Source organism: Staphylococcus equorum (assembly GCF_029024965.1).
GTDB classification, from domain to species: domain Bacteria; phylum Bacillota; class Bacilli; order Staphylococcales; family Staphylococcaceae; genus Staphylococcus; species Staphylococcus equorum.
In genome coordinates this window covers 2,084,500-2,111,118 of sequence record NZ_CP118982.1, presented here as the reverse complement: position 1 = coordinate 2,111,118, position 26,619 = coordinate 2,084,500, and the positions used below count along the sequence as shown (strand labels likewise).

24 protein-coding genes and 1 pseudogene are annotated in these 26,619 nt (G+C 32.7%); 17 read left to right on the top strand and 8 right to left on the bottom strand.

Going from position 1 to position 26,619, the window contains the following annotated elements; genetic code table 11:
- The first annotated feature begins 190 nt into the window (after nt 1-190).
- From nrdI to PYW44_RS10210, 8 genes are all read left to right on the top strand, one after another.
- Nucleotides 191-589: a class Ib ribonucleoside-diphosphate reductase assembly flavoprotein NrdI gene (gene nrdI, locus PYW44_RS10245; protein WP_002512096.1), complete on the top strand. Its 399-nt coding sequence runs from the start codon at nt 191-193 to the stop codon at nt 587-589.
- Complete coding sequence (gene nrdE / locus PYW44_RS10240) at nt 552-2,657, top strand: class 1b ribonucleoside-diphosphate reductase subunit alpha (protein ID WP_065367346.1); 2,106 nt, start codon at nt 552-554, stop codon at nt 2,655-2,657. Before nrdI ends, nrdE begins: the two co-directional genes overlap by 38 nt.
- A gap of 116 nt (nt 2,658-2,773) precedes the next feature.
- A complete protein-coding gene (gene nrdF, locus PYW44_RS10235) occupies nt 2,774-3,742 on the top strand; it encodes a class 1b ribonucleoside-diphosphate reductase subunit beta (protein ID WP_002508300.1) in 969 nt (322 codons plus the stop codon).
- A 329-nt stretch (nt 3,743-4,071) separates the two neighbouring features.
- A complete protein-coding gene (locus tag PYW44_RS10230; RefSeq protein WP_021339443.1) occupies nt 4,072-5,040 on the top strand; it encodes an ABC transporter permease in 969 nt (322 codons plus the stop codon).
- Complete coding sequence (locus PYW44_RS10225; protein WP_021339444.1) at nt 5,030-5,989, top strand: iron chelate uptake ABC transporter family permease subunit; 960 nt, start codon at nt 5,030-5,032, stop codon at nt 5,987-5,989. Before PYW44_RS10230 ends, PYW44_RS10225 begins: the two co-directional genes overlap by 11 nt.
- On the top strand, nt 5,986-6,786 hold the full coding sequence (locus tag PYW44_RS10220) for an iron ABC transporter ATP-binding protein (RefSeq protein WP_021339445.1): 801 nt from the start codon (nt 5,986-5,988) through the stop codon (nt 6,784-6,786). Before PYW44_RS10225 ends, PYW44_RS10220 begins: the two co-directional genes overlap by 4 nt.
- 105 nt (nt 6,787-6,891) lie before the next feature.
- Nucleotides 6,892-7,938 (top strand): ferrated catecholamine ABC transporter substrate-binding lipoprotein SstD, encoded by a 1,047-nt coding sequence (locus tag PYW44_RS10215; RefSeq protein WP_065367347.1) that lies wholly within the window; start codon nt 6,892-6,894, stop codon nt 7,936-7,938.
- Between the two features lie 220 nt (nt 7,939-8,158).
- Nucleotides 8,159-8,482: a PH domain-containing protein gene (locus tag PYW44_RS10210; protein WP_002508294.1), complete on the top strand. Its 324-nt coding sequence runs from the start codon at nt 8,159-8,161 to the stop codon at nt 8,480-8,482.
- Between the two features lie 183 nt (nt 8,483-8,665).
- On the opposite strand, the gene PYW44_RS10205 is transcribed toward PYW44_RS10210, so the two are convergent.
- From PYW44_RS10205 to PYW44_RS10195, 3 genes and pseudogenes are all read right to left on the bottom strand, one after another.
- Nucleotides 8,666-8,980: a CHY zinc finger protein gene (locus PYW44_RS10205; protein ID WP_002508293.1), complete on the bottom strand. Its 315-nt coding sequence runs from the start codon at nt 8,978-8,980 to the stop codon at nt 8,666-8,668.
- 11 nt (nt 8,981-8,991) lie between these two features.
- A complete protein-coding gene (murB, locus tag PYW44_RS10200) occupies nt 8,992-9,915 on the bottom strand; it encodes a UDP-N-acetylmuramate dehydrogenase (RefSeq protein WP_065367348.1) in 924 nt (307 codons plus the stop codon).
- Nucleotides 9,916-10,061: 146 nt separating this feature from the next.
- Nucleotides 10,062-10,598, bottom strand: a pseudogene (locus PYW44_RS10195) (GrpB family protein).
- Between the two features lie 127 nt (nt 10,599-10,725).
- Between PYW44_RS10195 and PYW44_RS10190 the strand changes: the two are divergent.
- The 3 genes from PYW44_RS10190 to PYW44_RS10180 all read left to right on the top strand — a co-directional run bounded on the left by PYW44_RS10190 (nt 10,726) and on the right by PYW44_RS10180 (nt 13,576).
- Nucleotides 10,726-11,619 (top strand): EMYY motif lipoprotein, encoded by an 894-nt coding sequence (locus PYW44_RS10190; protein WP_064783077.1) that lies wholly within the window; start codon nt 10,726-10,728, stop codon nt 11,617-11,619.
- A gap of 152 nt (nt 11,620-11,771) precedes the next feature.
- Complete coding sequence (gene ytxJ / locus PYW44_RS10185) at nt 11,772-12,092, top strand: bacillithiol system redox-active protein YtxJ (protein WP_002508289.1); 321 nt, start codon at nt 11,772-11,774, stop codon at nt 12,090-12,092.
- A gap of 365 nt (nt 12,093-12,457) precedes the next feature.
- Nucleotides 12,458-13,576, top strand: coding sequence for a glycerate kinase (locus PYW44_RS10180; RefSeq protein WP_064783076.1), 1,119 nt, complete (start codon nt 12,458-12,460; stop codon nt 13,574-13,576).
- Between the two features lie 159 nt (nt 13,577-13,735).
- Here the strand turns inward: PYW44_RS10180 and pepT are convergent, their stop codons facing one another.
- From pepT to gdpS, 4 genes are all read right to left on the bottom strand, one after another.
- Nucleotides 13,736-14,968: a peptidase T gene (gene pepT / locus PYW44_RS10175; protein WP_069819113.1), complete on the bottom strand. Its 1,233-nt coding sequence runs from the start codon at nt 14,966-14,968 to the stop codon at nt 13,736-13,738.
- A gap of 11 nt (nt 14,969-14,979) precedes the next feature.
- On the bottom strand, nt 14,980-15,480 hold the full coding sequence (locus PYW44_RS10170) for a threonine/serine exporter family protein (protein ID WP_002508286.1): 501 nt from the start codon (nt 15,478-15,480) through the stop codon (nt 14,980-14,982).
- A 14-nt stretch (nt 15,481-15,494) separates the two neighbouring features.
- Nucleotides 15,495-16,256: a threonine/serine exporter family protein gene (locus PYW44_RS10165; RefSeq protein WP_002508285.1), complete on the bottom strand. Its 762-nt coding sequence runs from the start codon at nt 16,254-16,256 to the stop codon at nt 15,495-15,497.
- 397 nt (nt 16,257-16,653) lie between these two features.
- Nucleotides 16,654-17,724 carry a GGDEF domain-containing protein GdpS gene (gene gdpS, locus PYW44_RS10160; RefSeq protein ID WP_115076047.1) on the bottom strand — a complete coding sequence of 357 codons (1,071 nt, stop codon included), beginning with the start codon at nt 17,722-17,724 and terminating at the stop codon, nt 16,654-16,656.
- Nucleotides 17,725-18,133: 409 nt separating this feature from the next.
- Between gdpS and PYW44_RS10155 the strand changes: the two genes are divergently transcribed.
- Entirely contained in the window at nt 18,134-19,198 is a 1,065-nt protein-coding gene (locus PYW44_RS10155; RefSeq protein ID WP_069828150.1) for a glycosyltransferase family 4 protein, read from the top strand.
- A gap of 67 nt (nt 19,199-19,265) precedes the next feature.
- Here PYW44_RS10155 and PYW44_RS10150 read toward each other — a convergent pair whose 3' ends face one another.
- A complete protein-coding gene (locus tag PYW44_RS10150; protein WP_069828149.1) occupies nt 19,266-19,907 on the bottom strand; it encodes a YigZ family protein in 642 nt (213 codons plus the stop codon).
- 171 nt (nt 19,908-20,078) lie between these two features.
- On the opposite strand from PYW44_RS10150, the gene fakB1 reads away from it, so the two are divergent.
- From fakB1 to secA, 5 genes are all read left to right on the top strand, one after another.
- A complete protein-coding gene (fakB1, locus tag PYW44_RS10145; protein ID WP_002508281.1) occupies nt 20,079-20,942 on the top strand; it encodes a fatty acid kinase binding subunit FakB1 in 864 nt (287 codons plus the stop codon).
- 39 nt (nt 20,943-20,981) lie between these two features.
- Nucleotides 20,982-22,304 carry a DEAD/DEAH box helicase family protein gene (locus PYW44_RS10140; RefSeq protein WP_069828148.1) on the top strand — a complete coding sequence of 441 codons (1,323 nt, stop codon included), beginning with the start codon at nt 20,982-20,984 and terminating at the stop codon, nt 22,302-22,304.
- Nucleotides 22,297-22,968: a ComF family protein gene (locus PYW44_RS10135; RefSeq protein WP_021339453.1), complete on the top strand. Its 672-nt coding sequence runs from the start codon at nt 22,297-22,299 to the stop codon at nt 22,966-22,968. Before PYW44_RS10140 ends, PYW44_RS10135 begins: the two co-directional genes overlap by 8 nt.
- Before the next feature lie 66 nt (nt 22,969-23,034).
- The gene (hpf, locus tag PYW44_RS10130) at nt 23,035-23,601 is read left to right on the top strand and encodes a ribosome hibernation-promoting factor, HPF/YfiA family (protein ID WP_002508278.1); all 567 of its coding nucleotides are present in this window, start codon (nt 23,035-23,037) and stop codon (nt 23,599-23,601) included.
- A gap of 297 nt (nt 23,602-23,898) precedes the next feature.
- Nucleotides 23,899-26,430 (top strand): preprotein translocase subunit SecA, encoded by a 2,532-nt coding sequence (gene secA, locus PYW44_RS10125; protein ID WP_021339454.1) that lies wholly within the window; start codon nt 23,899-23,901, stop codon nt 26,428-26,430.
- Nucleotides 26,431-26,619 lie beyond the last annotated feature (189 nt).

Sequence of the window (26,619 nt, the reverse complement as noted above, 5' to 3'; positions counted from 1 at the left end):
GACAAATCAAGCATTAATACTTAATTATTGAGTTTTTACATAACTACATATAGATATAGAAATTACTATATATTGTGGTTAGTTCGAGAAACTAAGTTATTTTGATTTTTCAAAGTGTCTTTAAGCATTTAAATATAATACATGATTTTATCATAATAAGATAAATATATTTTAGAAAGTAGGTGATCCGATGAAGGTTGTATATTTTTCATTTTCTGGCAATGTGCGTAGATTCATAAAGCGAACTGAACTTACCAACGTAATGGAAATCACACAAAATAATTGTTCTGAAAGAATGGATGAGCCTTTCATATTGGTCACTGGAACAATAGGGTTTGGCGAAGTACCGCCACCTGTTCAGTCATTTTTAGATATTAATCACGACTTATTACAAGCTGTTGCAGCTAGCGGAAACCGAAACTGGGGACAAAATTTTGCAAAAGCTGGACGATCTATTTCGGAACGGTATCAAGTTCCATTATTAATGAAGTTTGAATTACATGGCACAACGAACGATATAAGCGAATTTAAAGATAAGGTGGGGCATTTCAATGAAGATTATGGACGAGAAGAAATACAATCATATTGAATTAAATAACGAAGTTACCAAGCGCAAAGAAAATGGTTTTTTTGATTTAGAAAAAGATCAAGAGGCATTAGCAGTCTATCTAGAAGAGATACAGGATAAGACAATTTATTTTGATACTGAACTTGAACGTCTTCACTATCTCGTTGATAATGATTTCTATTTTGATGTATTTGCTAAATATTCAGTGGCAGAATTAGAAGAAATCACTGATTATGCTAAAAGCATTCCATTCAATTTTGCGAGCTACATGTCTGCAAGTAAGTTTTATAAAGATTATGCATTGAAAACGAATGATAAAAGTCAATATTTAGAAGACTACAAGCAACACGTTGCAATTGTTGCATTATATTTAGCAAATGGACATAAAGCTACAGCTAAACAGTTTATTTCTGCAATGGTTGAACAACGTTATCAACCTGCAACACCAACATTCTTAAACGCTGGACGCGCACGCCGCGGAGAACTTGTATCTTGTTTCTTACTTGAGGCAGATGACAGTTTAAATTCTATCAACTTCATTGATTCCACAGCGAAACAATTAAGTAAAATTGGTGGCGGTGTTGCGATTAACTTGTCTAAATTACGTGCGCGTGGTGAAGCAATCAAAGGTATTAAAGGTGTAGCAAAAGGTGTACTACCTGTTGCAAAATCACTTGAAGGTGGCTTTAGTTACGCAGATCAACTAGGACAACGCCCAGGTGCTGGCGCAGTATATTTAAATATCTTCCACTATGATGTTGAAGAGTTTTTAGATACGAAAAAAGTAAACGCTGATGAAGATTTACGTTTATCTACAATATCAACAGGTTTAATCGTGCCGTCTAAATTCTTTGATTTAGCAAAAGAAGGTAAAGATTTCCATATGTTTGCACCACATACTATTTATAAAGAGTATGGTGTGACTTTAGATGATATTGATCTTGATGCATATTATGATGAACTTGTCGCAAATCCAAATATTGATAAAAAGACAAAAGATGCACGTGACATGTTAAACACAATTGCTCAGACACAATTACAATCTGGTTATCCTTATTTAATGTTTAAAGATAATGCTAATAAAGTTCATGCAAACTCAAACATTGGCCAAATTAAAATGAGTAACTTATGTACTGAAATTTTCCAATTACAAGAAACTTCAATTATTAACGATTATGGCACAGAAGATGAAATTAACCGTGACATCTCTTGTAACTTAGGTTCGTTAAATATCGTTAACGTGATGGAATCAGGTAAATTCAAGGATTCAGTACACACGGGTATGGATGCATTGACTGTAGTAAGTGATGAAGCAGACATTCAAAATGCACCAGGTGTAAGAAAAGCAAATAGTGAGTTACATTCAGTTGGTTTAGGTGTAATGAACTTACATGGTTATTTAGCGAAAAATAAAATTGGCTATGAGTCTGAAGAAGCAAAAGACTTTGCTAATATTTTCTTTATGATGATGAACTATTATTCCATTGAACGCTCAATGGAAATTGCTAAAGAAAGACAAGAAACTTATAAAGACTTTGATAAATCAGATTATGCCAATGGTAAATATTTTGAATTCTATACTTCACAAACATTCGAAGCGAAATTTGAAAAAGTACGCAAATTATTTGATGGTTTAGAGATACCATCTCCAGAAGATTGGAAAGCATTGCAAAAAGAAGTTGAAGCAAATGGTTTATTCCATGCATATCGTTTAGCAATTGCGCCAACACAAAGTATTTCTTATGTACAAAATGCGACAAGCTCTGTTATGCCAATCGTCGATCAAATTGAACGTCGTACTTATGGTAATGCTGAAACATTTTATCCTATGCCTTTCTTATCACCAGAAACAATGTGGTACTATAAATCAGCATTTAATACAGATCAAATGAAATTAATCGATTTAATCTCAACGATTCAAACACATGTGGACCAAGGTATTTCTACCATTCTTTATGTTAATTCAGAAATATCTACGCGTGAACTGTCTCGACTATATGTTTATGCACATCACAAAGGATTAAAATCGTTATATTATACTAGAAATAAACTGTTAAGCGTTGAAGAATGTACAAGTTGTTCGATATAGAATTTTAAGTAACAGATAAGCAATGTGGTTTTTTACAAGCAGCCTAGTCTTTTATATAGATTAGGCTGTAAATCACTGCTTAATTAAATTTTTACTGGATAGGGGAATTTATCTAAATGAAAGCAGTCAATTGGAATACGCAAGAAGACATGACAAATATGTTTTGGCGACAAAATATTTCACAAATGTGGGTAGAAACAGAGTTTAAAGTATCAAAAGATATTGCAAGTTGGAAGACTTTATCTGACGCAGAAAAGAACGCCTTCAAAAAAGCTTTAGCAGGTTTAACAGGATTGGATACACATCAAGCAGATGACGGTATGCCACTTATCATGTTACACACAACGGATTTACGTAAAAAAGCGGTCTATTCATTTATGGGTATGATGGAACAAGTCCATGCTAAAAGTTATTCACATATCTTTACAACGTTACTACCTTCCAGTGAAACGAACTATTTATTAGATAAATGGGTTTTAGAAGAACCACATTTAAAATACAAATCAGATAAAATTGTAAATAACTATCACAAACTTTGGGGTAAAGATGCATCTGTATATGATCAATATATGGCACGTGTATCAAGTGTATTTTTAGAAACATTCTTATTCTATTCTGGTTTCTATTATCCACTTTACCTTGCAGGACAAGGAAGAATGACAACATCGGGTGAGATTATACGTAAAATCTTATTAGATGAATCTATCCACGGTGTATTTACAGGTATGGATGCACAAAGTATGCGTAATGAACTGTCAGAAAGTGAAAAACAACAAGCAGATCAAGACATGTATAAGTTGTTAGATGACTTGTATAAAAACGAAGTAGCGTACACACATTCACTATACGATGAAGTAGGGATAGCAGAAGATGTACTAAATTATGTTAGATATAATGGTAATAAAGCATTAGCTAACTTAGGCTTTGATTCATACTTTGAAGAAAAAGAATTTAACCCAATTATTGAAAATGCGTTAGATACTTCAACGAAAAACCATGACTTTTTCTCAGTTAAAGGTGACGGTTATACGTTAGCGTTGAATGTTGAAGCATTAAAAGATGAAGACTTTGTATTTGAAGATTAAAATAAAATTGTTGCAGTTATGTAATTTGATTAAGTCTGTTTAAGACTGCCCCGATAACATGACGCTACAAGAAAATACTAGGAACAATGCTTCCTATTTTAAGAGCTGCTAGATTTTCCGAAGGGAGAATTTGGTGGCTTTTTATTTGGTAAAAATAATTTGAAAGGTCATTTTTTACATAATTTACGAATACTTTTACTAAAATGGCCTATTGCTATTGAATTTACCGCCAAAAATGTTAAAATTTTAATATAACTATTGATAATGATTATCAAAACCAATAGTGTTTATGAATTCATTGTACATCGAAAGGATTAGGTTACCTCATTATGAAATTCTTACTTAATGGTATTGTCCTATTTATCATTTTATTATTATTAACTATCCTTTCTCTATTTATTGGTGTCAGTAATGTTTCAATTACAGACATATTCCACTTATCTAAAGAGCAAATAAACATAATTGTATCTAGTAGGATTCCGAGAACGGTAAGTATATTAATTTCTGGAAGCACGTTGGCACTTGCGGGATTGATTATGCAACAAATGATGCAAAATAAATTTGTTAGTCCAACAACTGCAGGAACGATGGAGTGGGCTAAGTTAGGTATTTTATTATCGCTGATACTATTTCCAGAAGCAAATATTATTATTAAATTAGTATTTGCGGTCACGCTAAGCATTGGTGGCACCTTCCTGTTTGTGAAATTAGTTCAATTTATTCGATTTACTGATGTCATTTTTATTCCACTCTTAGGGATTATGCTCGGTGGTATCGTTTCTAGTTTCGCTACATTTATTGCCTTAAGAACGAATGCGGTACAAAGTATCGGAAACTGGATGAATGGGAATTTTGCCATTATTACAAGCGGGAGATATGAAATATTATACTTAAGCATTCCTTTATTAATACTTACATATATATTTGCGAATCAATTTACGATTGCTGGGATGGGGAAAGATTTTAGTAATAATCTAGGTGTTAATTATGAAAGAATAATTAACGTCGGTTTATTTATTACTGCAACAATTACTGCATTAGTAGTTGTGACAGTTGGAACACTTCCATTTTTAGGTTTGATTGTTCCCAATATCGTTTCTATATTCAGAGGAGATCATTTAAAAAACGCATTGCCACATACAGCAATGTTAGGTGCTATTTTTGTAATGTTTTCAGATATAATCGGCAGAATTGTTGTGTATCCTTACGAAATCAATATTGGATTAACAATTGGTGTTTTTGGCACTGTTATTTTTATAATCTTGCTGATGAAAGGACGACATAACTATGCAAACTAGCCCTAAAACAAAACTATCTATTTTATTTGCAGTAACAGTGGTAGCTGCAGGTCTTTACCTTGTGATAGGTATTGATTTTGATATTTTCCAGTATCAATTTTCTAGCCGATTAAGAAAACTAATACTGATGATATTAGTCGGAGCCGCAATCGCAGCTTCAGTAGTGATATTCCAAGCGATTACAAGTAACCGGTTACTAACACCTTCAATTATGGGACTTGATTCTGTATACATGTTTGTGAAGGTTCTAATCGTGTTTGCATTTGGCGTACAGTCTGTATTTGTTACTAACTTGTATCTCAGTTTTGCTATTTCATTATTAGTAATGATTGTTTTTTCATTACTTTTATTTCAAGGTATCTTCAGAATTGGTGATGTTTCTGTTTATTTCATCCTACTCGTAGGGGTTATACTCGGGACCTTTTTCAGAAGTATTACTGGATTTTTAGAATTAATAATAAACCCAGAAGATTTCTTGGCTGTACAAAGCTCCATGTTTGCAAACTTTGACGCATCTAATACTAAATTAGTAACGCTCTGTGGTGTTATATTAGTTATTCTCATTTTGATTACGATGCGGGTTATACCATATTTAGATGTGCTTTTATTAGGAAAAGATCAAGCAATCAATTTAGGTATTTCATATAAAACGTTAACGAGATTATTGCTAATACTCGTTTCAGTGCTTGTATCTGTTTCAACAGCACTCGTTGGTCCGATTACATTTTTAGGATTATTAACTGTTAACTTAGCACATGAATTGATGAAGACATATGAACATAAATACATATTACCAGCAACTATTTTAATGAGTTGGCTAAGTCTATTCATAGCACAAGGTGTAGTAGAGAATTTATTCCAAGCAACGACGCAAGTAAGTATAATTATTGATTTAGTAGGTGGAAGTTACTTCATTTACTTATTAATAAAAAGGAGACATGCGAATTGATACGAGTACAAGGGCTTAATAAAAATATTCAAGATAAAGAAATTTTAAAAGATATTAATGTTGATATAAATAAAGGACGACTCACTTCTATGATTGGACCAAATGGAGCTGGAAAAAGTACATTGTTAGCCGCAATTACACGCCTAATGGATTTTGAAGATGGCTCTATAGAAATCGAAGGTAAATCAATTAGTGATTATAAAAGTAATGAATTAGCTAAAAGATTATCAATACTTAAACAATCTAATCATACCGAGCTCAATATTACGGTAGAGCAATTAGTCAATTTTGGACGATTTCCATACTCTAAAGGTCATCTCAAACAAGAAGATAAAGAACAAGTTGAATATGCGTTGGAATTGCTACATCTTAAAGAGATTAGAAATCGCTATATAAAAACACTATCTGGTGGGCAACGTCAACGTGCATATGTAGCCATGACAATTGCGCAAAATACAGATTATATCTTGTTAGATGAACCATTGAATAATCTTGATATGAAACATTCAGTTCAAATTATGCAAACATTACGACAACTCGCAAAAGATTTAAATAAAACTGTAATCGTTGTTATTCACGATATTAACTTCGCTTCATGTTATTCAGACGATATTATCGCGTTAAAAGACGGTGAAGTTGTCAAAGCAAGTACAAAAGATGAGGTTATTCAAACAGATACATTAAAAGCTTTATATGACATGGATGTAAGAATTGAAGAAATCCGCGGTCAACGCATTTGTGTGTATTTCGATGAGCTCACAGCAACTCAAGATTTAGAGCTCGCATACTCAATGTAATTCCATTCGTAACATTTGAAGGGAGTGATGCAACTGTAACGTGGTTATACTTTTTAAGGGCATAAAAGGAATACATCATTAGGAAAATCAGGAGGCGTAAGAAACATGAAAAAATTATCTTTATTATTAGTTGTAGGTTTAATGTTTTTATTAGTAGCATGTAGTAATGGTGGATCAGAGGATAAAAAATCATCTGATACAAAATCAGAAAGTGAAGGTTCAAATAAAACTGTAAAAGTTGAAAATAATTATAAGGCTAGTGGGGAAAAACGTGATGGCAGTGATGCTAAAACGGTTAAAGAAACAGTAGAAGTGCCTACAAACCCTGAAAAAGCAGTTGTTTTTGATTATGGTACATTAGATACATTGAAAGAATTAGGACTTGAAGATAAAGTTAAAGCACTTCCTAAAGGTGAAGGTGCTAAGTCACTACCTGATTTCTTAAGCGATTTTAAAGATGAAAAATACTTAAACACAGGAAGCCTAAAAGAAGTTAATTTCGATAAAGTTGCAGAAGCTAAACCAGATGTAATTTATATTTCTGGGCGTACAGCAAATCAAAAAAATCTAGATGAATTCAAAAAAGCAGCACCAGATGCAAAAGTTGTATATGTTGGCGCTGACGACAAAGACCAAGTGAATTCAATGAAGAAAAACACTGAAACATTAGGTAAAATTTACCAAAAAGAAGACGAAGCAAAATCACTTACTAAAAAATTAGATGATAAAATTGCTGGCATCAAAGAAAAAACAAAAGACTTAAAAGATGAAAAAGCATTATTCTTATTAGTTAACGAAGGTGAATTATCAACATACGGTGCTGGAGAACGATTCGGTGCAATGATTTTTGATACAATGGGCTTCACAGCTGCAGATGAAAATATTAAGAGTAGTAAACACGGTCAAAACGTAACGAATGAGTATATAGCAGAAAAAAATCCTAATATCATCTTTGCTATGGACCGTGGACAAGCAATTGCTGGTAAGTCAACAGCTGAACAAGCTTTAGGTAACGACGTTATCAAAAATGTAAATGCTATAAAAGAAGACAAAGTTTATGAATTAGATCCAAAACTTTGGTACTTCGCAAGTGGTTCTACAACTACATCAATTAAACAAATTGAAGAAGTAGAAAAAGCAATTGAAAAATAATATTTAAAAAGGATAATCGTGGGGGATACAATTCCTTTCAGAAAGTCGACAAAGCCATATGGCTTTGTCGACTTTTTATGTTTCATGAAGATAGTTTGGGGTGGCTTGGAACTTTAGATTAAACATTTTCTTTGTTATGCTAAAAATGAATTGGTTAAGTACGTGAAAATTCATTTTTAAAACTTGTATAATAAACTAAAGAAAAGGGTGAGTGAAGTACATGATTTTAGATAATGTAAATCCAAGTGATTTATTTCCAACTGAGAAAAAGGGGCCAAGTGTATTAGGAACAATAGAATATTCAGTTCAAGGTTCTTCAGAATTTGAAGGTGCTTTTATTGCAACAAATGAACGTATTATTTTAAATGTTGATATGAATGGGGAATTTTATTACAGAAGTATTGCTTATAAAGAAGTAGAACAAATTAGTTACGATGGTGAAAAAATTGATTTTACTTTTAATATTGGACCAATGCCAATGAAGCAAATACAAAAAGGTGATGCAGAAGCCTTTGTACAATTTGTAAAAGAACAAATAAAATAGTATGAGAATTTTAAAATAAAGTACATAGTGCCAAGCCTTAAAGTTATTTTATATTTGTTTGCTTAGTTAAGCATGTACTTGAAAATCGGTATAAGTCTATTTTAAATATATAAAAAGGTACTAATCCATTAATTAACGGATTAGTACCTTTTTCAATTCATTATTAAGCATAACGCATGAAGTTTATATAGAAAAATAAAGATGGTAATGATATTTACAACGATTATTAAAGTGGCCATCACACTTAGGACAGGCTTCAATCATCATATATTCATTGATTGTCATTTCATGTCTACATACACCACATAAAATTGCTTTTTCATTAAATTCACTAGAATCCCATCTTTTTATAGCATGTGATTCATGTTCGTTATGACATTTATAGCATGGATAGTATTTACCGCAACACTTAAATTTAATTGCGATGATGTCTAATGGTGTTGGATAATGCGTGCAACGTGCTTCATTGTCTACAGTAGAACCATATATATTAACCATAATCAATTCTCCTAATTATCGTTTGGGTGTTCGCCAATAATTCTAACTTCTCGATGTAGTTCAACATCAAATTTCTCTTTTACTACTTTTTGAACGTGGTGGATTAGATCTTCATAGTCTGTTGCGCTTCCATTGTCTACGTTCACCATAAAGCCAGCATGTTTCTTAGACACTTCGACGCCACCAATACGATGACCTTGTAGTTCAGCATCTTGAATCAATTTACCGGCAAAGTGGCCAGGAGGACGTTGAAACACACTACCACATGATGGATATTCTAAAGGTTGCTTAGATTCTCTTCTTTCCGTTAAATCATCCATTTTTTCTTGGATAGCTTGTTTGTCACCAGGCATTAAAGTGAATGCTGCTTCGAGAACGACTAAATGTTCTTTTTGAACAATACTATTACGGTAATCTAACTCTAAATCTTTATTAGTTAATGTAATGAGTTCACCTTTATCATTTACACACAGCGCATAGTCAATGCAATCTTTGACTTCGCCGCCATATGCACCAGCATTCATAAAAACAGCGCCACCAATTGATCCTGGGATACCACAAGCAAACTCTAAGCCAGTTAGCGCATGGTCTCTAGCAGTACGAGATACATCGATAATCGCTGCACCACTGCCTGAAATAATAGCATCATCTGAAACGTCTATATAATCTAGTGAGAGTAAGCTAATTACAATGCCTCTAATACCGCCCTCACGAATAATAATGTTTGAGCCATTGCCTAAATAAGTGACCGGGATATCATTTGTATATGCATAGTGAACGATAGATTGGACATGTTCATTTTGGGTAGGTGATAAATAATAGTCTGCTTGACCACCAGTTTCAGTATATGTATAACGTTTTAATGGTTCGTCTATTTTAATAATTTCTTTTGGAACAATTGCTTCTAATTCTTTTAAGATGTCATCTTTATGCAAGTCTAGAACATCCTTTCCTGTTGAATTCATTTTGTTTATTATACCAATGATTACCCGTCTTTGCTAAATAGTAAAGCAATTTATTAAAGGTTTTATAGTTTTATTCAAATTTTATGCTGTTGATTAAATTAATAAGTCACCATAAATCATTTTAATAATGACTTGTGGTCTGTTTGTTCAATGAATTGTTGAAATAACATTAGTTTGTGTTTTTCATAATCACGAATGGTTACGTTATGACTTGCTAAACGCTGTTTTTTTATTATTAAAATGCATAGCAATCATACTGTTTGAAGGTAGTAAATTATCCATCTCTAAATAATCAGTGTAGAGTGGCGTGTCTTTTTGAATAATATGTAGTCGTGTGATTTGTTTTAACTCTATAAGATTGTTAAATTGAGCCATGACTATTTTTTCTTATATGGATGGTGTAATCGATATAAGCCTTCATAATTCAAACGCTTTTCGTCTAAAGAAGTCACGTCATGTAAATTATTTACCCCAACTAAAATATCTAATATAGGTTCAGTAGGATACATGAAGTGTCTTGTGCCTCCGATGTGATGTGTTGATTTGACAGGTTTATCTAATAAAATGAATAAAACATTTTTGAGATAATTATATCGCTAGGTGAAATGATTGTTATTATCTTCAGTTATAAATAATAGTCTGCGTGAATACATATAGGTTGACCACTTCTTTAAATGTTATTATATAACTGTTAAACTGTAAATTCTGAAACAATATATCATATATCATTTTCAAGTTAAATAAGTTTCTGTATAATATGGAATGATAAGGAGTTCAGAAATGAAAAAAATACTGTACATTGTTTTATTAGTTTGTTTTTCTATTTCACTAGCTGCTTGTAACAACGAAGGAGAAAACGAATTCAAAGATTTTGATAGTTCGTTAAATGACGTGAAAAATAAAGAAAAAGAACTAAGAAATGCTATGGATGACATACAATTAAAACGTTTAGATAATTTGAGTAAGACAGATATGACAGATAAAAACAAGAAAGCATTTAATGATTTGCAAAATGAATTAAATAGCAAATTGATTCCTAAACTAGAAGAATACGAAACAGCAGCAAAAAATTTACCAACGGGTTCAAATGAAACAAAAGAGCTTAAATCTACTTATTTAGATTCAGTAAAAAAGAAAAAATCAGCAATCAATGAATTGAAAACGTTTATTGATTTATGTAATCAATCGATTAAAGCAAATGAAGATATCTTAGAATACACAAAACTATTTGAGAAAAACAGATCACAAGTAGAGGACAATATACAAAAAGCTAGTACAGTTGGTAATAGTACAGATGTTACTAATTTCAAAAATAAATTAGAACAAAACAATAAAGACTTAAAAAACACTGCAGAAGAAGAGGCTGATTCTACAGATTCAAATGAAATAAAAAAATCTATTAAAGAGCAAATTATGCCATTAATTACTAAGCAAATTAGAGACTTGAATAAAGCTGAAATAACAGATGCCTATGTCAATGACGCTCGAAAAAATGCTATTGAGATGTATTATAGCTTGCAAAATTATTATGAAACAAGAGAAGAAACTATTGAAATTAGTGAGCAATTAGCGAAAATAGATTACAATAAGTTACCCCAAAAAGGTGAAGAACTAGAACAGTATGAAACTACTTTTAATAAGAAATATCAGCAAGCTAATGATAACTACAATTAATAGATGTATAAGTTAAGTTATAAGAATTTGAATAAACTGTTAACAATAAAAAGAGAATTGTGTATAATTGGAAACAATGATATGAGAATATCGTGGAACTTTCACACTTGGTGAGACTTAGGGTGTGTTAAATATTTTTAGAGGTGAATAGAATGGCTATAAAGCTGAGTTCGATTGACCAGTTTAAGCAAATTATTAAAGAAAACAAATATGCATTTGTATTGAAGCATAGTGAAACATGTCCGATTTCAGCAAATGCAATGGACCAATTCAACAAATTTTTATATGAAAGAGATATGGATGGTTACTACTTAATCGTACAACAAGAGAGAGATTTATCTAATTATATAGAAGAACAAACAGATGTGAAACACGAATCGCCACAAGCATTTTATTTTGTTGAGGGACAAGCAATTTGGAATGCAAGTCATGATAAAATTAATGTTGCTTCTTTGGCAAACGCTGAAGAGTAAAAACAAATTTAAGTACATTTAGAAACGCTTGTTAATCTTTTATCAACACTAAGAGATTAGCAAGCGTTTCTTTTAATGTGAAAAATTTCCTAATGGCATGTATAATAAATAAGTGAATGAGAAATATAGACTGCTATTTGGTAGTGAACGAATTTATAGAGCTAAACTTTATAATTTATAGCGTTGGTTATGAGTTAGAACGCTTAATTGCAAAGCAAGTGTGTTTTAAATGCTCGCATAGGGATATAAACCAACATATGTACTATTATAATAAATAAGTCTACAGAGGGAAGATGATTTTCTTAGAGTTATGTATAATCATCATAAAATAACAGTTATTAACAAAATAATTTGAGGTGACAAATATGAAAGTTTTAGTAGCGATGGATGAATTTAATGGTATTATATCTAGCTATCAAGCCAATCGTTATGTGGAAGAAGCGGTAGCTAGCCAAATAGAAAAAGCAGATATTGTTCAAGTGCCATTATTTAATGGTCGTCATGAACTTATGGATTCTGTCTTTTTATGGCAGTCAGGTACGAAATATAAAGTGCCAGCACATGATGCAGATATGAATGAGGTAGAAGCGGTTTATGGCATTACTGATAACCATATGACCATTATTGAAGGTAACTTGTTTTTAAAAGGGGACAAGCCAATCATTGAGCGTACAAGTTATGGTTTAGGCGAAATTGTGTTAGATGCATTAGATAATGATGCCGAACATATTATTATGTCTTTAGGTGGCATAGGCAGCTTTGACGGTGGTGCAGGTATGCTACAAGCACTTGGAGCTAAATTCTATGATGATGAGGCTCAAGAAGTGGATTTACGTCAAGGTAGTAAGATGTTGAAATATATACGTAAAATAGATATTTCTGGCATTCATCCACAATTGAAAAATGTACGTTTTCAGTTAATGTCTGATTTTGACAGTAAACTATATGGTAAAAATAGTGAAATTATGCAAACATATGAACTTTACGGAATGACACGTCAAGATGCTGCTGAAATAGACAATTTACTGTGGTATTTAAGTGAAATTTTCAAAAGTGAGCTAAAACTGACAATGGGTCCTGTTCAAAGAGGTGGCGCAGGCGGTGGTATTGCTGCAGCCTTAAATGTACTTTATGATGCCGAAATTATGACAAGCCACGAACTGGTCGATCAAATTACTCATTTAGATAATTTGATACAACAAGCGGATTTAATTATATTCGGTGAAGGTGTAAATGAAGCAGACCAAATCTTAGAAACAACAACAGTGCGTCTTGCAGAGTTAGCAACCAAACATAATAAACCATCTATTGCCATATGTGCAACAGATGACAAATTTGATTTGTTTGAATCAATGGGTGTTACTGCTACATTTAATACGTTTATAGAAATGCCTGAAAGCTTTACAGACTTCAAGATGGGTATTCAAATCAGACACTATACAGTACAAGCAATTAAATTATTGAAAACACAATTTGAAGTGTAAACAGGTAGATGTTAAACATTTCAAACACATGCTAGATAAACGACTGTAAGTAGACAGGAACGAATATAAGTATATATGAGTAATAGAAAAAGCGTAGATTTCTCAAAGTGAGGAATCTACGCTTTTTTATTGAGCATGGATCTATATAACAAATTTATTTTACTTTTTATAAGTGTTTACGACTTCTTGCGCAATGCCAATAATGACATCTACAGCTTTTTCCATAACATCAATGGAAGCATATTCAAAAGGGCCGTGGAAGTTAGCGCAACCTGTAAAGATATTAGGGGTTGGTAGTCCCATATATGAAAGTTGAGACCCGTCTGTTCCACCACGAATAGGTGCTGTATTAGCAGGGATTTCTAACTTTTCAAAGACACGTTTAGGTATATCAATTACATGTGGGTTTGGTTCGATTTTTTCACCCATATTATAGTATTGATCATTGATTTCGATTTCTATTGGTGCATCAGTATAATGCGTATTAATATCATTTTTAATCTCAACAAGACGCTTCTTACGTAATTCAAAATGATTTCTATCATGATCACGAATAATATAGTGTAATGTCGTTTTTTCAACATCACCGTTCATTTTCATTAAATGATAGAAACCTTCGTAATCTTCTGTTCTTTCGGGTACTTCATTTTGTGGTAATAATGAATTGAATTGTTGACCCAAGAGAATAGCGTTAATCATAGCATTTTTAGCAGAACCAGGATGTACATTGACACCGTGACACGTAACGATTGCTTCTGCTGCGTTGAAACTTTCATATTGTAATTCGCCCAATTCACTACCATCCATAGTGTAGGCGAAATCCGCATTAAAGCGCTCAACATCAAAGGCATGAGGACCTCTGCCAATTTCTTCATCTGGCGTAAAAGCAATACGAATAGGTCCATGTTTGACTTCTGGATGTTCTGTTAAATACTTCATTGCTTCCATGATTTCAACGACACCAGCTTTGTCATCAGCACCTAATAGTGATGTGCCATCTGTGACCATTAACGTATGACCTTCTACGTGTTTCATAGCAGGAAATACATCTTGGCTCAATATACGACTCGTTTCACCTAATTTGATAGGTTGGCCATCATAATTTTCTATAATTTGTGGATTTACTTTTGATGCATTGAAATCAGGCGAAGTATCAACATGTGCCAAAAAGCCAACAGTAGGTAAAACTTCGTCAACATTACTTTCTAATGTTGCGAATAAATAACCTTGTTCATCAATGTCAGTTTCTAAACCTAAATCCGTTAACTCGTCATTTAACAAATTTAGTAAATCCCATTGCTTCTCAGTAGAAGGCGTAGTATTAGACTCTGGATCAGATTGTGTATCTATTGTTACATATCTTGTTAATCTATCAATTATATCAGTTTTCAAAAAAACACCCCTTAAGCTCTATTGTTCATATTGTAAGATTTTTTATATGTTTTACCATTCATTCTACCATAATGTTGTTTAATCCGTGTATTGAGATGATAGATGATTTCTGCACATAGAATACCAAAAGCAATCGCGCCTGAAATCAACGTGACTTCAAGAAATGTATTTGTAGCGAGTGTATATTGATTACTAACTAAATAACGCGTCGCTTCATATGCTAAACCACCTGGTACTAATGGGATAATTCCTGGAACAATAAAGATAATAACAGGTCGTTTGTAACGTCTACTCATTACGTGACTCATAATTGCTAAAATAAAGCTTCCTAAAAATGAAGCCATTACTTTACCGAAATCCAAGTCCACAGTAAGTTTGAAGATAATCCAGCCCATTGCGCCAACGAAACCGCAAGCTAAAAGGAGTCGACGTGGTGCGTTAAAGATAATCGAAAAAAGCATTGTTGCTAAAAAGCTGACAATAAATTGTAAAACATAATAGCCGATGAGCATATAAGCACTCCTTTTTAAAATATTAATAAAACAATGGCAACGCCGGCACCAATTGCAAATGCTGTGAGAGCTGCTTCAACGCCACGAGACATACCAGCAATCAATTCTCCAGCCATTAAATCACGAATAGCATTGGTGATTAATATTCCTGGTACAAGAGGCATGACGCCAGCTATGGTTATAAAGTCTTGGTTTTCTGCCAGACCTAATTTAGTGAATGTGGCGGCGACCGTTATAACAACTACTGCACTAAGGAATTCTGAAAAGAATTTAATTTGAATATAGCGTTGTACAAAATCAAAAGTTAAAAACGCACCAGCTCCGGCAATAATTGCGAAAAAGAAGTCGTTAATTCCGCCGCCAAACATGATTAAGAAGAATCCACATGCGACTGCTGCTGCGAAGAATTTTGTAATAGATGAAAATTGTAAAGATGCGTGATGCAAATGTATGAGCTCTGATTTTGCCTCGTCTATATCTAATTGATTATTTGAAATTTTACGCGATAAACTATTGGTTAAGGCGATCTTTTCTAAATCAGTCGTTCTTTCACGAATACGTACGAGTCGTGTGTTCGTACGATCATTAAGGGAAAAAATAATTGCTGTAGAAGTTACAAAGCTATATGTATCATCTAAACCATAATTGGCAGCAATTCGTGTCATCGTATCCTCGACACGATAGGTTTCAGCGCCACTTTCTAGCAAAATTCTTCCCGCAATAAGTACGACGTCAATCACTTTGTTTTCATCGATGATAGTGATTGTATCTGACATAGTTGGTCACCTCCTGAAATGATTTTATAACAATTGAAAGTTTACAGCGTACAACAGTAACTTTCAATAATGATTCATACTATGTTATTAATTTTTGAACTTTCATTATATATTGTAACAAACATAATTTTGCAATTGTTGTTTTTAAGTTAAAAAAATAACAATTGAAATATGCGCTTGAATCTAGATTTTAATTTTAACATATAGATTCTTTGAGTGTTGACTGTGTCTGTTTTAGACGTATTTATTTTTTTTGAAATTGGAGATAAATTAAATGATTTGAAACGTCTCTACAAAAAGCGAGCACAAAAAAAGAGTGGGTGTATGAAATCAAAGATTGAACCTTGATTTCATACATCCACTCCCAGTTTGAACAGTGTTAAATTTGGTAATATTTTTATAATTTAACAATTGGATTAAACATAACTTGATTACGGCCTTCATTTTTTGCCATATGCAGCATGTCATCCGCAATTTTGAATACTTTACGTTGAGATTTGTAATCTTCTTGAGTTAAGTAACCTACACCAATGGATACAGATAATTTGATGACTTCTTTATTTGGCATATGGAAAGTAGATTGTTCAACCCCTGTACGAATATTTTCACTAAGTTTTACACATTGATCTAAAGTATAATCGTATAAAACAATTGAAAATTCTTCGCCGCCATTACGATAAATACTAAATTGTTGAGGTACATAATTTTTTAATAGTTGAGCTACTTGTCTAAGCACGGCATCGCCAGATTTATGTGAAAATTTATCATTTACATCTTTGAAACCATCTATATCAATGAGCAATAATCCTAAGCTCTCATTGTTTTCTTCAGCGATACGCGTCGTTTCATTTAGATGTCTGTCAAATTCTTTAACATTTCCCAAGCCAGTTAAATAGTCCAGTTTATCTTCATTTTCATAACGATTAACTAATGAGAAAAAATGCCAAATATCAACAAATGTGATAGAAGAAGTAATCGTTAAAATAAAGGATAAGGGTATTAAGAACAACACTTCTGTTAATTCATAATAAGGGCTAATAAGTGATAAAATAACCAAAATAACTAATGTAATTGCATTAAGGATTTGTAATGAAACAATATCGCTTTGTTTTAAAAATGGTCCAACTGCACCAACTACGATGGCTATAACAATGAGAATCGTAGCAATAATAATAGTGAAATCACCAATTAGCACATTGACTACAGAGACAATGACTGCGGCTAGAACGGTGTATACCATATTTGTGTATCTACCTAAGAATAAAATAGGCACAAATGATAAATAGAGTGCGTATTCATTGAATAGTGGCACTGGATAGGCGGATAGTAAAAGTGCTACTATCGTCATTAAAATAGTGACGTATTCTTTTGAAAACACCATGTTTTTATTTTCTGAATACTGTAAGCGATGGAATAAGTAAATTCCTGCCACAATAACAGAGATATTGTAGATAATAGCTTCAAACATTTAACGTTACACTCCTTTGAATAAACACTTAGTTATTGTAAGTGAAAACTTACATTTTGTCATCACTATAGAAATAGAAATTTATAACATTCACTTAATATTCATGTTAAAATATTTGTCTGAGTGATTATATAAAAATCACTTAGTTTATAATTAAAAATCAAAACGAATTCGTTTATAGATTATTAATTATCTCATTACTATTTGTATAAGTAAAAGCGTATGAGGTATTATGGTATTAAGTGCATAAATATTTAAATATGGTAGGTGTGCAATTTATTAGAGTTGCATCAACATCACAGACCATTTTATAGATAATATAAATTTGCAGTTTAAAGTTAAAATTTTTTTCAATGTAACGACTTTGAAATTCAAAATAATCAAGAATTATATTAATGAAGGTGAACTGATGTATACATTATTATTAATCATTTTTTCAATGATTGTCAGTTTAATACTAACACCAATAATTATAAAGGTTTCTCATAAACTAGGCATTGTAGATAAGCCGAATTTTAGAAAAGTACATACAAAACCCGTTTCTGTATTAGGCGGAACTGTAATACTTTTTGCGTTTCTATTAGGGATATGGCTAGGACATCCGATAGAAACCGAAGTTAAACCGCTTGTTATTGGATCAGTATTAATCTATTTGGTGGGACTTATAGATGATATCTATGATTTGAAACCAGTTATAAAATTAATTGGCCAAGTAATTGCAGCACTCGTCGTTGTCTATTATGGAGTGACGATTGATTTTATCTCCTTACCAATTGGGCCTACGATACATTTTGGCGTATTTGGGATCCCTATCACAGTGGTTTGGATTGTAGCCATCACTAATGCAATTAACTTGATCGACGGATTAGATGGATTAGCGTCTGGTGTATCGATGATTGCCTTAATGACAATTGGCTTTATAGCAATATTACAAGCAAATATTTTTATTATGATGATTTGTAGTGTCTTAATAGGTGCGCTTTTAGGATTCTTATTCTTCAATTTCCATCCAGCTAAAATATTTTTAGGTGATAGTGGTGCATTACTTGTAGGATTTATTGTAGGATTCCTATCATTACTCGGATTTAAGAATATAACTTTCATTTCACTATTCTTCCCGATTGTTATCTTAGCAGTGCCGTTTATTGATACGTTGTTTGCGATGATACGTCGAGTGAAGAAAGGTCAGCATATTATGCAGGCAGATAAATCGCATTTACATCATAAATTATTAGAATTAGGTTATTCACATCGCCAGACCGTAGTACTTATATATTCTATAGCATTACTATTTAGTCTTGCTAGTATTATATTATATTTGTCTCAACCATGGGGTGTACTCATGATGCTCATCCTTATTTTAGTTACAATTGAGCTTATTGTAGAATTTACTGGTCTCATTGATGATGATTACAGACCCTTAATGAAATTAATTGAAAACAAACAACAGAACAAAGACGATGAACATCATTAATAAAGAGGCTTCCAAGACGGAGGCCTCTTTATTTTATACTCACATACGTATAATTTGGATTTTAAGATTAGGAAGTAGGAATATCGAAAGGTAAGCGTACCACTTCATTTTCTATTAAATCGTTATTCCCTGAAGTGTTACGATTTAAAAAATCTATAAATTGATCGTAGTCTGTTTTAACAACATCAATGTGATAACTTACTTTATCGGTGTAATTTGTTTCACGTAATAAGTAAGGTGTGCTCGCGAGTTCATATTCAAACTTACCCGTTAAATCATAAGTAATGGTAACCGTTGTAGGTATAGCAGGACGCATAGCTACTCTACCAATATCATAAATTACATCTCGTACTGCACCACTATACGCACGTATTAATCCGCCACCGCCTAATTTAATACCACCAAAGTAGCGTGTAACAACCACGGCAGCATTATGTATCTCTAATTTCTTTAAAATATCGAGCATAGGAACTCCCGCTGTGCCACTTGGTTCGCCATCGTCGTATGCTTTTTGGATATTCATTTGGTCTCCAATCGTATATGCTGAACAATTATGAGTTGCTTCTCGGTGTTCAGATTTCACTGCGTCGATAAAAGCTTTAGCTGCATCTTCAGATTCAACAGGTTTAATGTGCGCTATAAAACGTGATTTACTGATTATATTTTCAATTGTATGTTCTTGTTTAACTGTGATTATTGCATCATCCATTTATCGTCACCTCATCTTTGTATAGTCAGACAATCATTTATGTATGTTTTAAAAATTCATTAATTACACATATTATACACTGTATTGTATTATAGATTAAATACAAAAATAAATTTTCTTTTTACTTAAAATAGGGTATCATAGTTGTGAGTATAATTGAGGAGGATTAAGATGAAGATTGCTGTCTTGACAGATTCAACGAGCTATCTATCTCAAACACTAATAGAAAAATATAATATAAGAATTGCGCCGCTAAGCGTAACTTTCGATAACGGTGAAAACTTTGTGGAAAATGCAACAATATCAACGGAAGCATTTTATAAAAGAATGGAAACTTCAAATACAATTCCTACGACAAGTCAACCTGCCATTGGAGAGTTTATAAAACATTTTAAAGAACTCCGAGAGGAAGGTTATACAGATGTCATATCTGTTTTTATATCATCTGGAATTAGTGGCAGTTATCAAACAGCTACGCAAGCAGGAAAAATGGTGGAAGGAATCAATGTGCATACATTTGATTCAAAATTAGCCGCGATGGTAGAAGGTGGTTATGTACTACTTGCAGTTGAAATGATAGAACAAGGATATGAGCCCCAAGATATTATTAAAGAGCTTGAAGCTATGCGTGAAGTGACTGGTGCAATCTTAATGGTAGATGATTTGAAAAATCTACAGAAAAGTGGTCGTATCACCGGAGCGCAAGCATGGGTAGGTACAATGTTGAAAATGAAACCTGTTTTAACATTTGATGACGGCAAAATTGTACCAGAAGCAAAAGTCCGTACTAAAAAACGTGCACTCAATGAAATAATTAATAAAGTTACCGCTCAAGTGAAAGATTATGATGGAGTAACATTATATATTATTGAGGGAGATAAACCAGAAGATGCAGATTGGATGGAAAAGGAATTACACGAAAAATATCCACAATATAATCTTCACCGATCTAAGTTAGGACCTGTTATTGCAGCGCACTTAGGTTCTGGTGGTATGGGACTAGGATTTACAGGGAGAAACATACGTTTATCATAAATATTAACTCGTTTAAAGACATGTTGTGCCAAGAATGGTATGCATGTCTTTTTTTATTGGAGGTTATTTGAAATAAAACATTATGGAAAATTAATCATCGAAAAAAATATGTTATCAAATGAGAAAATCAGACATATTTCTCTTGGTGTGATAAACAAAAAAGGGTGTTGGTATTGTATACAGTGTCATACACAAGAGAAACGTCATTTTTACAAATACTTTTCAACATTATTAGATAAAGAAGTTGTGTATTGTAGAAATTGTATCAATTTGGGCAGAATGGATAATATTAATGAAGTATATATTACTGAAACAAATGTAAATATGTCCCAAGGGATATATCATTTACCATTTAAATTGTCAGAACAACAACGTTTTGCTTCAATTAAAATTTTAGAAGCGGTTAAAAATTTAACGTCTATTTTATTATATGCTGTGACAGGCGCAGGTAAGACAGAAATGATTTTTGAAGGTATTAGCTTTGCGAGAAGAAAAGGCTATAATGTTGCGGTTGTATCGCCCAGAGTTGATGTTGTTATAGAAGTGAGTTTGCGTATTAAAGCAGCTTTTAGAGATGAAGCAATAGATGTACTCTATCAAGGTCAGAGACAATGTCATAATGGACACTTTGTGATTGCTACGGTGCATCAATTATATCGATTTAAACATCACTTTGACTTGATTATTGTAGATGAAGTTGATGCATTTCCATTATCAATGGATCCAATACTCTTTGATGTCATAACACATGCTTCAAAAGAACATCATGGCCACATTTATATGACTGCAACACCGCCAACTAAATTACTTAGAAAAATGAAAGAAGGGTCTATAATAACGCTACCCGCCCGTTTTCATAGGCAACCTTTGCCAGTCCCTCAGTTTAAATATCACAAAATAAAATTTCACAAAATACAACGCTTTCTAATGAAACTATTGAAACAACAAATTGAAGCAGATAGATATACGCTCGTGTTTTTTAATGACATACAGCATATGAAACAAATGTATCATTGTTATAAAACAGAAATAACTTCATTGACCTATGTGCATAGTGAGGATGTACTTCGTTTTGAAAAAGTGAGCGCTTTAAGAAAAGGTGAATATAAAGTTATGTTTACCACTACAATTTTAGAAAGAGGATTTACTATGGCAAACTTAGACGTTATTGTGCTCAATAGTCATATGTTTGAAAGCAGTGCACTTGTTCAAATTGCTGGAAGAGTGGGTCGTAAATTAGAGGCACCATCAGGATTAGTATTATATTTACATGAGGGAATTACGATGGACATGCTTAAAGCACGAAAAGACATTAAGAAAATGAACGCATTAGCGCATAACAGGGGATGGTTAGATGGCTAGATGTATTCAATGTCATCATACTTTTTCTGAAGCGTTTAATGCTTTTACATTTTATAAAAAAGCATCTAAATTATGTGAATCATGCATAGAACAATGGGATGATATCAATATTAAACACCTCAATCGCTGTGTCAGATGTTTAAAGAAATTAGACGAAAATGAGAAGAATTGCTTAGACTGTTTATTTTTAGCAACAAAATATAACTTAATGAATCAGTTATATTGCCAATACCAATATAAAGGTATGTTAAAGACGCTTATTCATCAATATAAATTCAAGAAAGATGTCGCAATTTGTGAAATATTAGCAACACAGCTTCAGTTCCCTAAAATATCATATGATTACATTGTACCTATACCGTCACCGTTAGTTAGAGATAAGGAGCGAACGTTTAATCCCGTGCTGGCCGTGTTAGATGAAATGGGTGTGAATTATGAACCTTTACTATATACACGGGTCCGTCCAAAGCAATCACTTTTAGGAAAACAATTACGCGCGCAATCAAAAAATCCATTTGAAATCGTAAAAAATATAGATTTAGAAAATAAAAATATTTTACTTGTAGATGACATTTACACTACAGGATTAACAGTTCATAATGCCGCAGAGTTGCTGTTTGTTAGAAAAATCAGAAAATTCGATGTGTTTACGTTTGCACGGTAGGAGAAACGTGGTATTATAAGAGTAAGCAATATTACCAATATAGAGGTTTTAAAGGAGTCGATTATTATGATCAGATTTGAAATTCACGGGGAGAACCTCACTATTACTGATGCGATTCGCAACTATATTGAGGAGAAAATTGGTAAATTAGAAAGATATTTTAACGATGTGCCAAATGCAATCGCACACGTTAAAGTAAAAACGTATCAAAATTCGGCAGCAAAAATCGAAGTAACTATTCCATTGAAAAACGTTACTTTAAGAGCTGAAGAACGCCACGATGATTTATACGCTGGTATTGATTTAATTAACGGTAAACTTGAAAGACAAGTTAGAAAATACAAAACGCGTGTAAATCGTAAAAATCGAAATCGTGGAGAACAAGAAGCATTTGCATCATTACCACAAGAAAGTGAAGCAGAAGAAATTCAAAATGATGACAATGAAAGTGATATCGAAATTATTCGTTCAAAAAATTTCAGTTTGAAACCTATGGATTCAGAAGAAGCAGTATTACAAATGGATTTATTAGGACATGATTTCTTTATTTTCACAGATCGTGAAACTGATGGTACGAGTATTGTTTATAAAAGAAGAGATGGAAAATATGGTTTGATTGAAACAACTGAATAATTTGTTTTAATTAAGTCCAATATTAAACTAACCGTAGCGTTCATGATTGAGTTAAATCATGGACGCTCATTTTTTGTTGTGTTACTATGAAATAATTTGAAAGTTAGGTAAGATCTTGTGTATATTTTTATTGGATAAGAGATAAAATAAAAAACGAAAACTATTAATAAATAAAAAATAGCATTAACAAGCGAGAAAACTGTTTAAATGGAAAGTTAATAAGTGTAAATTTAAGCTTATAAATGATATCATAAATTGTTGTAAGCAAAGAGTTAAAAAGCTAAAGGAGCGAACAAAATGGGTTTTTTATCAAAGATTGCAGATGGCAATAAAAAAGAAATAAAACGCCTTGGTAAATTAGCCGACAAAGTCCTTGCGTTAGAAGAGGATACGTCGATATTAACTGATGAAGAAATTAGGGAGAAAACAAAAGCATTTCAAAAACAATTACAAGCAGAAGAAGATATAAAAAAACAATTTAAAATGCTCGATGATATTTTACCGGAAGCCTTTGCGCTCGTAAGAGAAGGTTCAAAACGTGTGTTCAATATGATTCCATATAAAGTTCAGGTTATGGGTGGTATTGCAATTCATGGTGGCGACATTTCTGAGATGAGAACAGGTGAAGGTAAAACGTTAACTGCTACAATGCCAGTTTATTTAAACGCATTGTTAGGTCGTGGTGTGCATGTTATTACAGTAAACGAATATTTATCTAGTACGCAAAGCGAAGAAATGGCAGAACTATATGAATTTCTTGGGTTATCTGTAGGATTAAACATCAATAGTATGACAACAACTGAGAAGCGAGAAGCATACGCAAGTGATATTACGTATAGTACGAATAATGAGTTAGGATTCGATTATTTACGTGATAATATGGTGAACTATGCAGAAGAACGTGTTATGAGACCTTTAAACTTTGCTATCATTGATGAAGTTGACTCAATTTTAATTGATGAAGCACGTACGCCACTGATCATTTCAGGTGAAGCTGAGAAATCGACTTCGCTTTATACACAAGCAAATGTCTTTGCTAAAATGCTTAAAAATGAAGACGACTATAATTACGATGAGAAAACAAAAGCTGTTCAATTAACAGAGCAAGGTATTGATAAAGCAGAACGCATGTTTAAGATTGATAATCTATATGATGTGAATAATGTGGATATTATTAGCCATATTAATACTGCGTTACGTGCACATGTAACATTGCAAAGAGATGTGGATTACATGGTGAATAATGGTGAAGTCTTAATTGTTGACCAATTTACTGGTCGTACAATGCCAGGACGTCGCTTTTCAGAAGGCTTACACCAAGCCATAGAAGCGAAAGAAGGCGTGAAGATTCAAAACGAATCTAAAACAATGGCCTCTATTACATTCCAAAACTATTTCAGAATGTACAACAAACTTTCTGGTATGACAGGAACAGCTAAAACTGAAGAAGAAGAGTTCAGAAACATTTATAATATGACTGTAACTCAAATTCCTACTAACAAACCGATACAACGTGTGGACAAACCAGACTTAATATACATTAGTCAAAAAGGTAAATTTGATGCAGTTGTTGATGATGTTATTGAAAAACATAAACTAGGTCAACCTGTACTATTGGGTACAGTTGCAGTTGAAACCAGTGAATATATTTCTAATTTATTGAAAAAACATGGCGTACGTCATGACATTTTAAACGCTAAAAATCATGAACGTGAAGCAGATATAGTTGCTAATGCAGGTCAACGTGGAGCGGTTACTATCGCTACGAACATGGCAGGTAGAGGTACAGATATTAAACTGGGCGCAGGTGTTGAAGAAATTGGCGGCCTTGCAGTAATCGGTACAGAGCGACATGAATCTCGTCGTATTGATGACCAATTACGTGGTCGTGCTGGACGACAAGGTGATAAAGGGGACAGTCGCTTTTACTTATCACTACAGGATGATTTAATGGTACGTTTTGGTTCGGAACGTTTACAAAGTATGATGAATCGTTTAGGTATGGATGATTCTACACCGATAGAATCTAAAATGGTGTCACGTGCTGTTGAATCTGCTCAAAAACGTGTAGAAGGTAATAACTTTGATGCGCGTAAACGTGTACTTGAATATGACGATGTATTACGTAAACAACGTGATATTATCTATGGTGAACGTAACCGTATTATTGATAATGATGAAAGCGGAGATTTAGTAAATGAAATGCTCCATTCTACATTAGATAGAAGCGTTCACTATTATATAAATGAAGATGAAGAAGATTTAGATTATGAGCCATTTATCAACTATATTGATGATGTATTCTTAAATGAAGGTGACTTAAAACTAGAAGATATCAAAGGTAAGGATCAAGAGGATATCATTGATATTGTTTGGTCGAAAGTTGAAGTCGCTTTAAAAGATCAAAAAGAGAAAATTGGTACGCAATTTGATGAATTCGAGCGTATGATTTTACTTCGTTCAATCGATTTACATTGGACAGACCATATAGATACAATGGATCAATTACGTCAAGGTATCCACTTGCGTTCTTATGGTCAACAAAATCCATTACGTGATTATCAAAACGAAGGACACCAACTTTTCGATACAATGATGCAAAACATCGAAGAAGATGTCAGCAAATATATCTTGAAATCAGTAGTTACCGTTGAAGATGACTTAGAACGTGATAAAGCAACAGATTTCGGTAAAGCTGAACACGTATCTGCAGAAGATGGTAAAGAAAAGGCTAAAGCATCGCCTTATGTTAAAGATGAACATATCGGTAGAAACGATCCTTGCCCTTGCGGTAGTGGAAAAAAATATAAAAACTGCCATGGTGCATAATTTGAAAATGATTTTAAATAAAACCGGAAGCCTTGATAAAGCATATATCAACTTCCGGTTTTTATTTATCAAAATTAAAATTAACTTGTTTTGATAAATAAAAATAGCGGCAGAGTTGTAATTAAACTGCAAACTTTTGTAGAATAGATATATTGAATAAAATGACATAATTTAATAGTAGTATTTCAA

What these genes read in the sequence shown, in the direction of transcription:
- PYW44_RS10230 (WP_021339443.1), top strand. Translation starts at nt 4,072, where the DNA reads ATGAAATTCTTACTTAATGGTATTGTCCTATTTATCATTTTATTATTA.
- PYW44_RS10140 (WP_069828148.1), top strand. Translation starts at nt 20,982, where the DNA reads ATGCATGTCTTTTTTTATTGGAGGTTATTTGAAATAAAACATTATGGA.
- PYW44_RS10205 (WP_002508293.1), bottom strand. Translation starts at nt 8,980, where the DNA reads ATGGTTAATATATATGGTTCTACTGTAGACAATGAAGCACGTTGCACG.
- PYW44_RS10135 (WP_021339453.1), top strand. Translation starts at nt 22,297, where the DNA reads ATGGCTAGATGTATTCAATGTCATCATACTTTTTCTGAAGCGTTTAAT.
- PYW44_RS10155 (WP_069828150.1), top strand. Translation starts at nt 18,134, where the DNA reads ATGTATACATTATTATTAATCATTTTTTCAATGATTGTCAGTTTAATA.
- gdpS (WP_115076047.1), bottom strand. Translation starts at nt 17,724, where the DNA reads ATGTTTGAAGCTATTATCTACAATATCTCTGTTATTGTGGCAGGAATT.
- secA (WP_021339454.1), top strand. Translation starts at nt 23,899, where the DNA reads ATGGGTTTTTTATCAAAGATTGCAGATGGCAATAAAAAAGAAATAAAA.
- PYW44_RS10165 (WP_002508285.1), bottom strand. Translation starts at nt 16,256, where the DNA reads ATGTCAGATACAATCACTATCATCGATGAAAACAAAGTGATTGACGTC.
- PYW44_RS10170 (WP_002508286.1), bottom strand. Translation starts at nt 15,480, where the DNA reads ATGCTCATCGGCTATTATGTTTTACAATTTATTGTCAGCTTTTTAGCA.
- PYW44_RS10190 (WP_064783077.1), top strand. Translation starts at nt 10,726, where the DNA reads ATGAAAAAAATACTGTACATTGTTTTATTAGTTTGTTTTTCTATTTCA.
- hpf (WP_002508278.1), top strand. Translation starts at nt 23,035, where the DNA reads ATGATCAGATTTGAAATTCACGGGGAGAACCTCACTATTACTGATGCG.
- nrdE (WP_065367346.1), top strand. Translation starts at nt 552, where the DNA reads ATGAAGATTATGGACGAGAAGAAATACAATCATATTGAATTAAATAAC.
- nrdF (WP_002508300.1), top strand. Translation starts at nt 2,774, where the DNA reads ATGAAAGCAGTCAATTGGAATACGCAAGAAGACATGACAAATATGTTT.
- PYW44_RS10210 (WP_002508294.1), top strand. Translation starts at nt 8,159, where the DNA reads ATGATTTTAGATAATGTAAATCCAAGTGATTTATTTCCAACTGAGAAA.
- nrdI (WP_002512096.1), top strand. Translation starts at nt 191, where the DNA reads ATGAAGGTTGTATATTTTTCATTTTCTGGCAATGTGCGTAGATTCATA.
- PYW44_RS10225 (WP_021339444.1), top strand. Translation starts at nt 5,030, where the DNA reads ATGCAAACTAGCCCTAAAACAAAACTATCTATTTTATTTGCAGTAACA.
- ytxJ (WP_002508289.1), top strand. Translation starts at nt 11,772, where the DNA reads ATGGCTATAAAGCTGAGTTCGATTGACCAGTTTAAGCAAATTATTAAA.
- PYW44_RS10180 (WP_064783076.1), top strand. Translation starts at nt 12,458, where the DNA reads ATGAAAGTTTTAGTAGCGATGGATGAATTTAATGGTATTATATCTAGC.
- PYW44_RS10150 (WP_069828149.1), bottom strand. Translation starts at nt 19,907, where the DNA reads ATGGATGATGCAATAATCACAGTTAAACAAGAACATACAATTGAAAAT.
- PYW44_RS10215 (WP_065367347.1), top strand. Translation starts at nt 6,892, where the DNA reads ATGAAAAAATTATCTTTATTATTAGTTGTAGGTTTAATGTTTTTATTA.
- fakB1 (WP_002508281.1), top strand. Translation starts at nt 20,079, where the DNA reads ATGAAGATTGCTGTCTTGACAGATTCAACGAGCTATCTATCTCAAACA.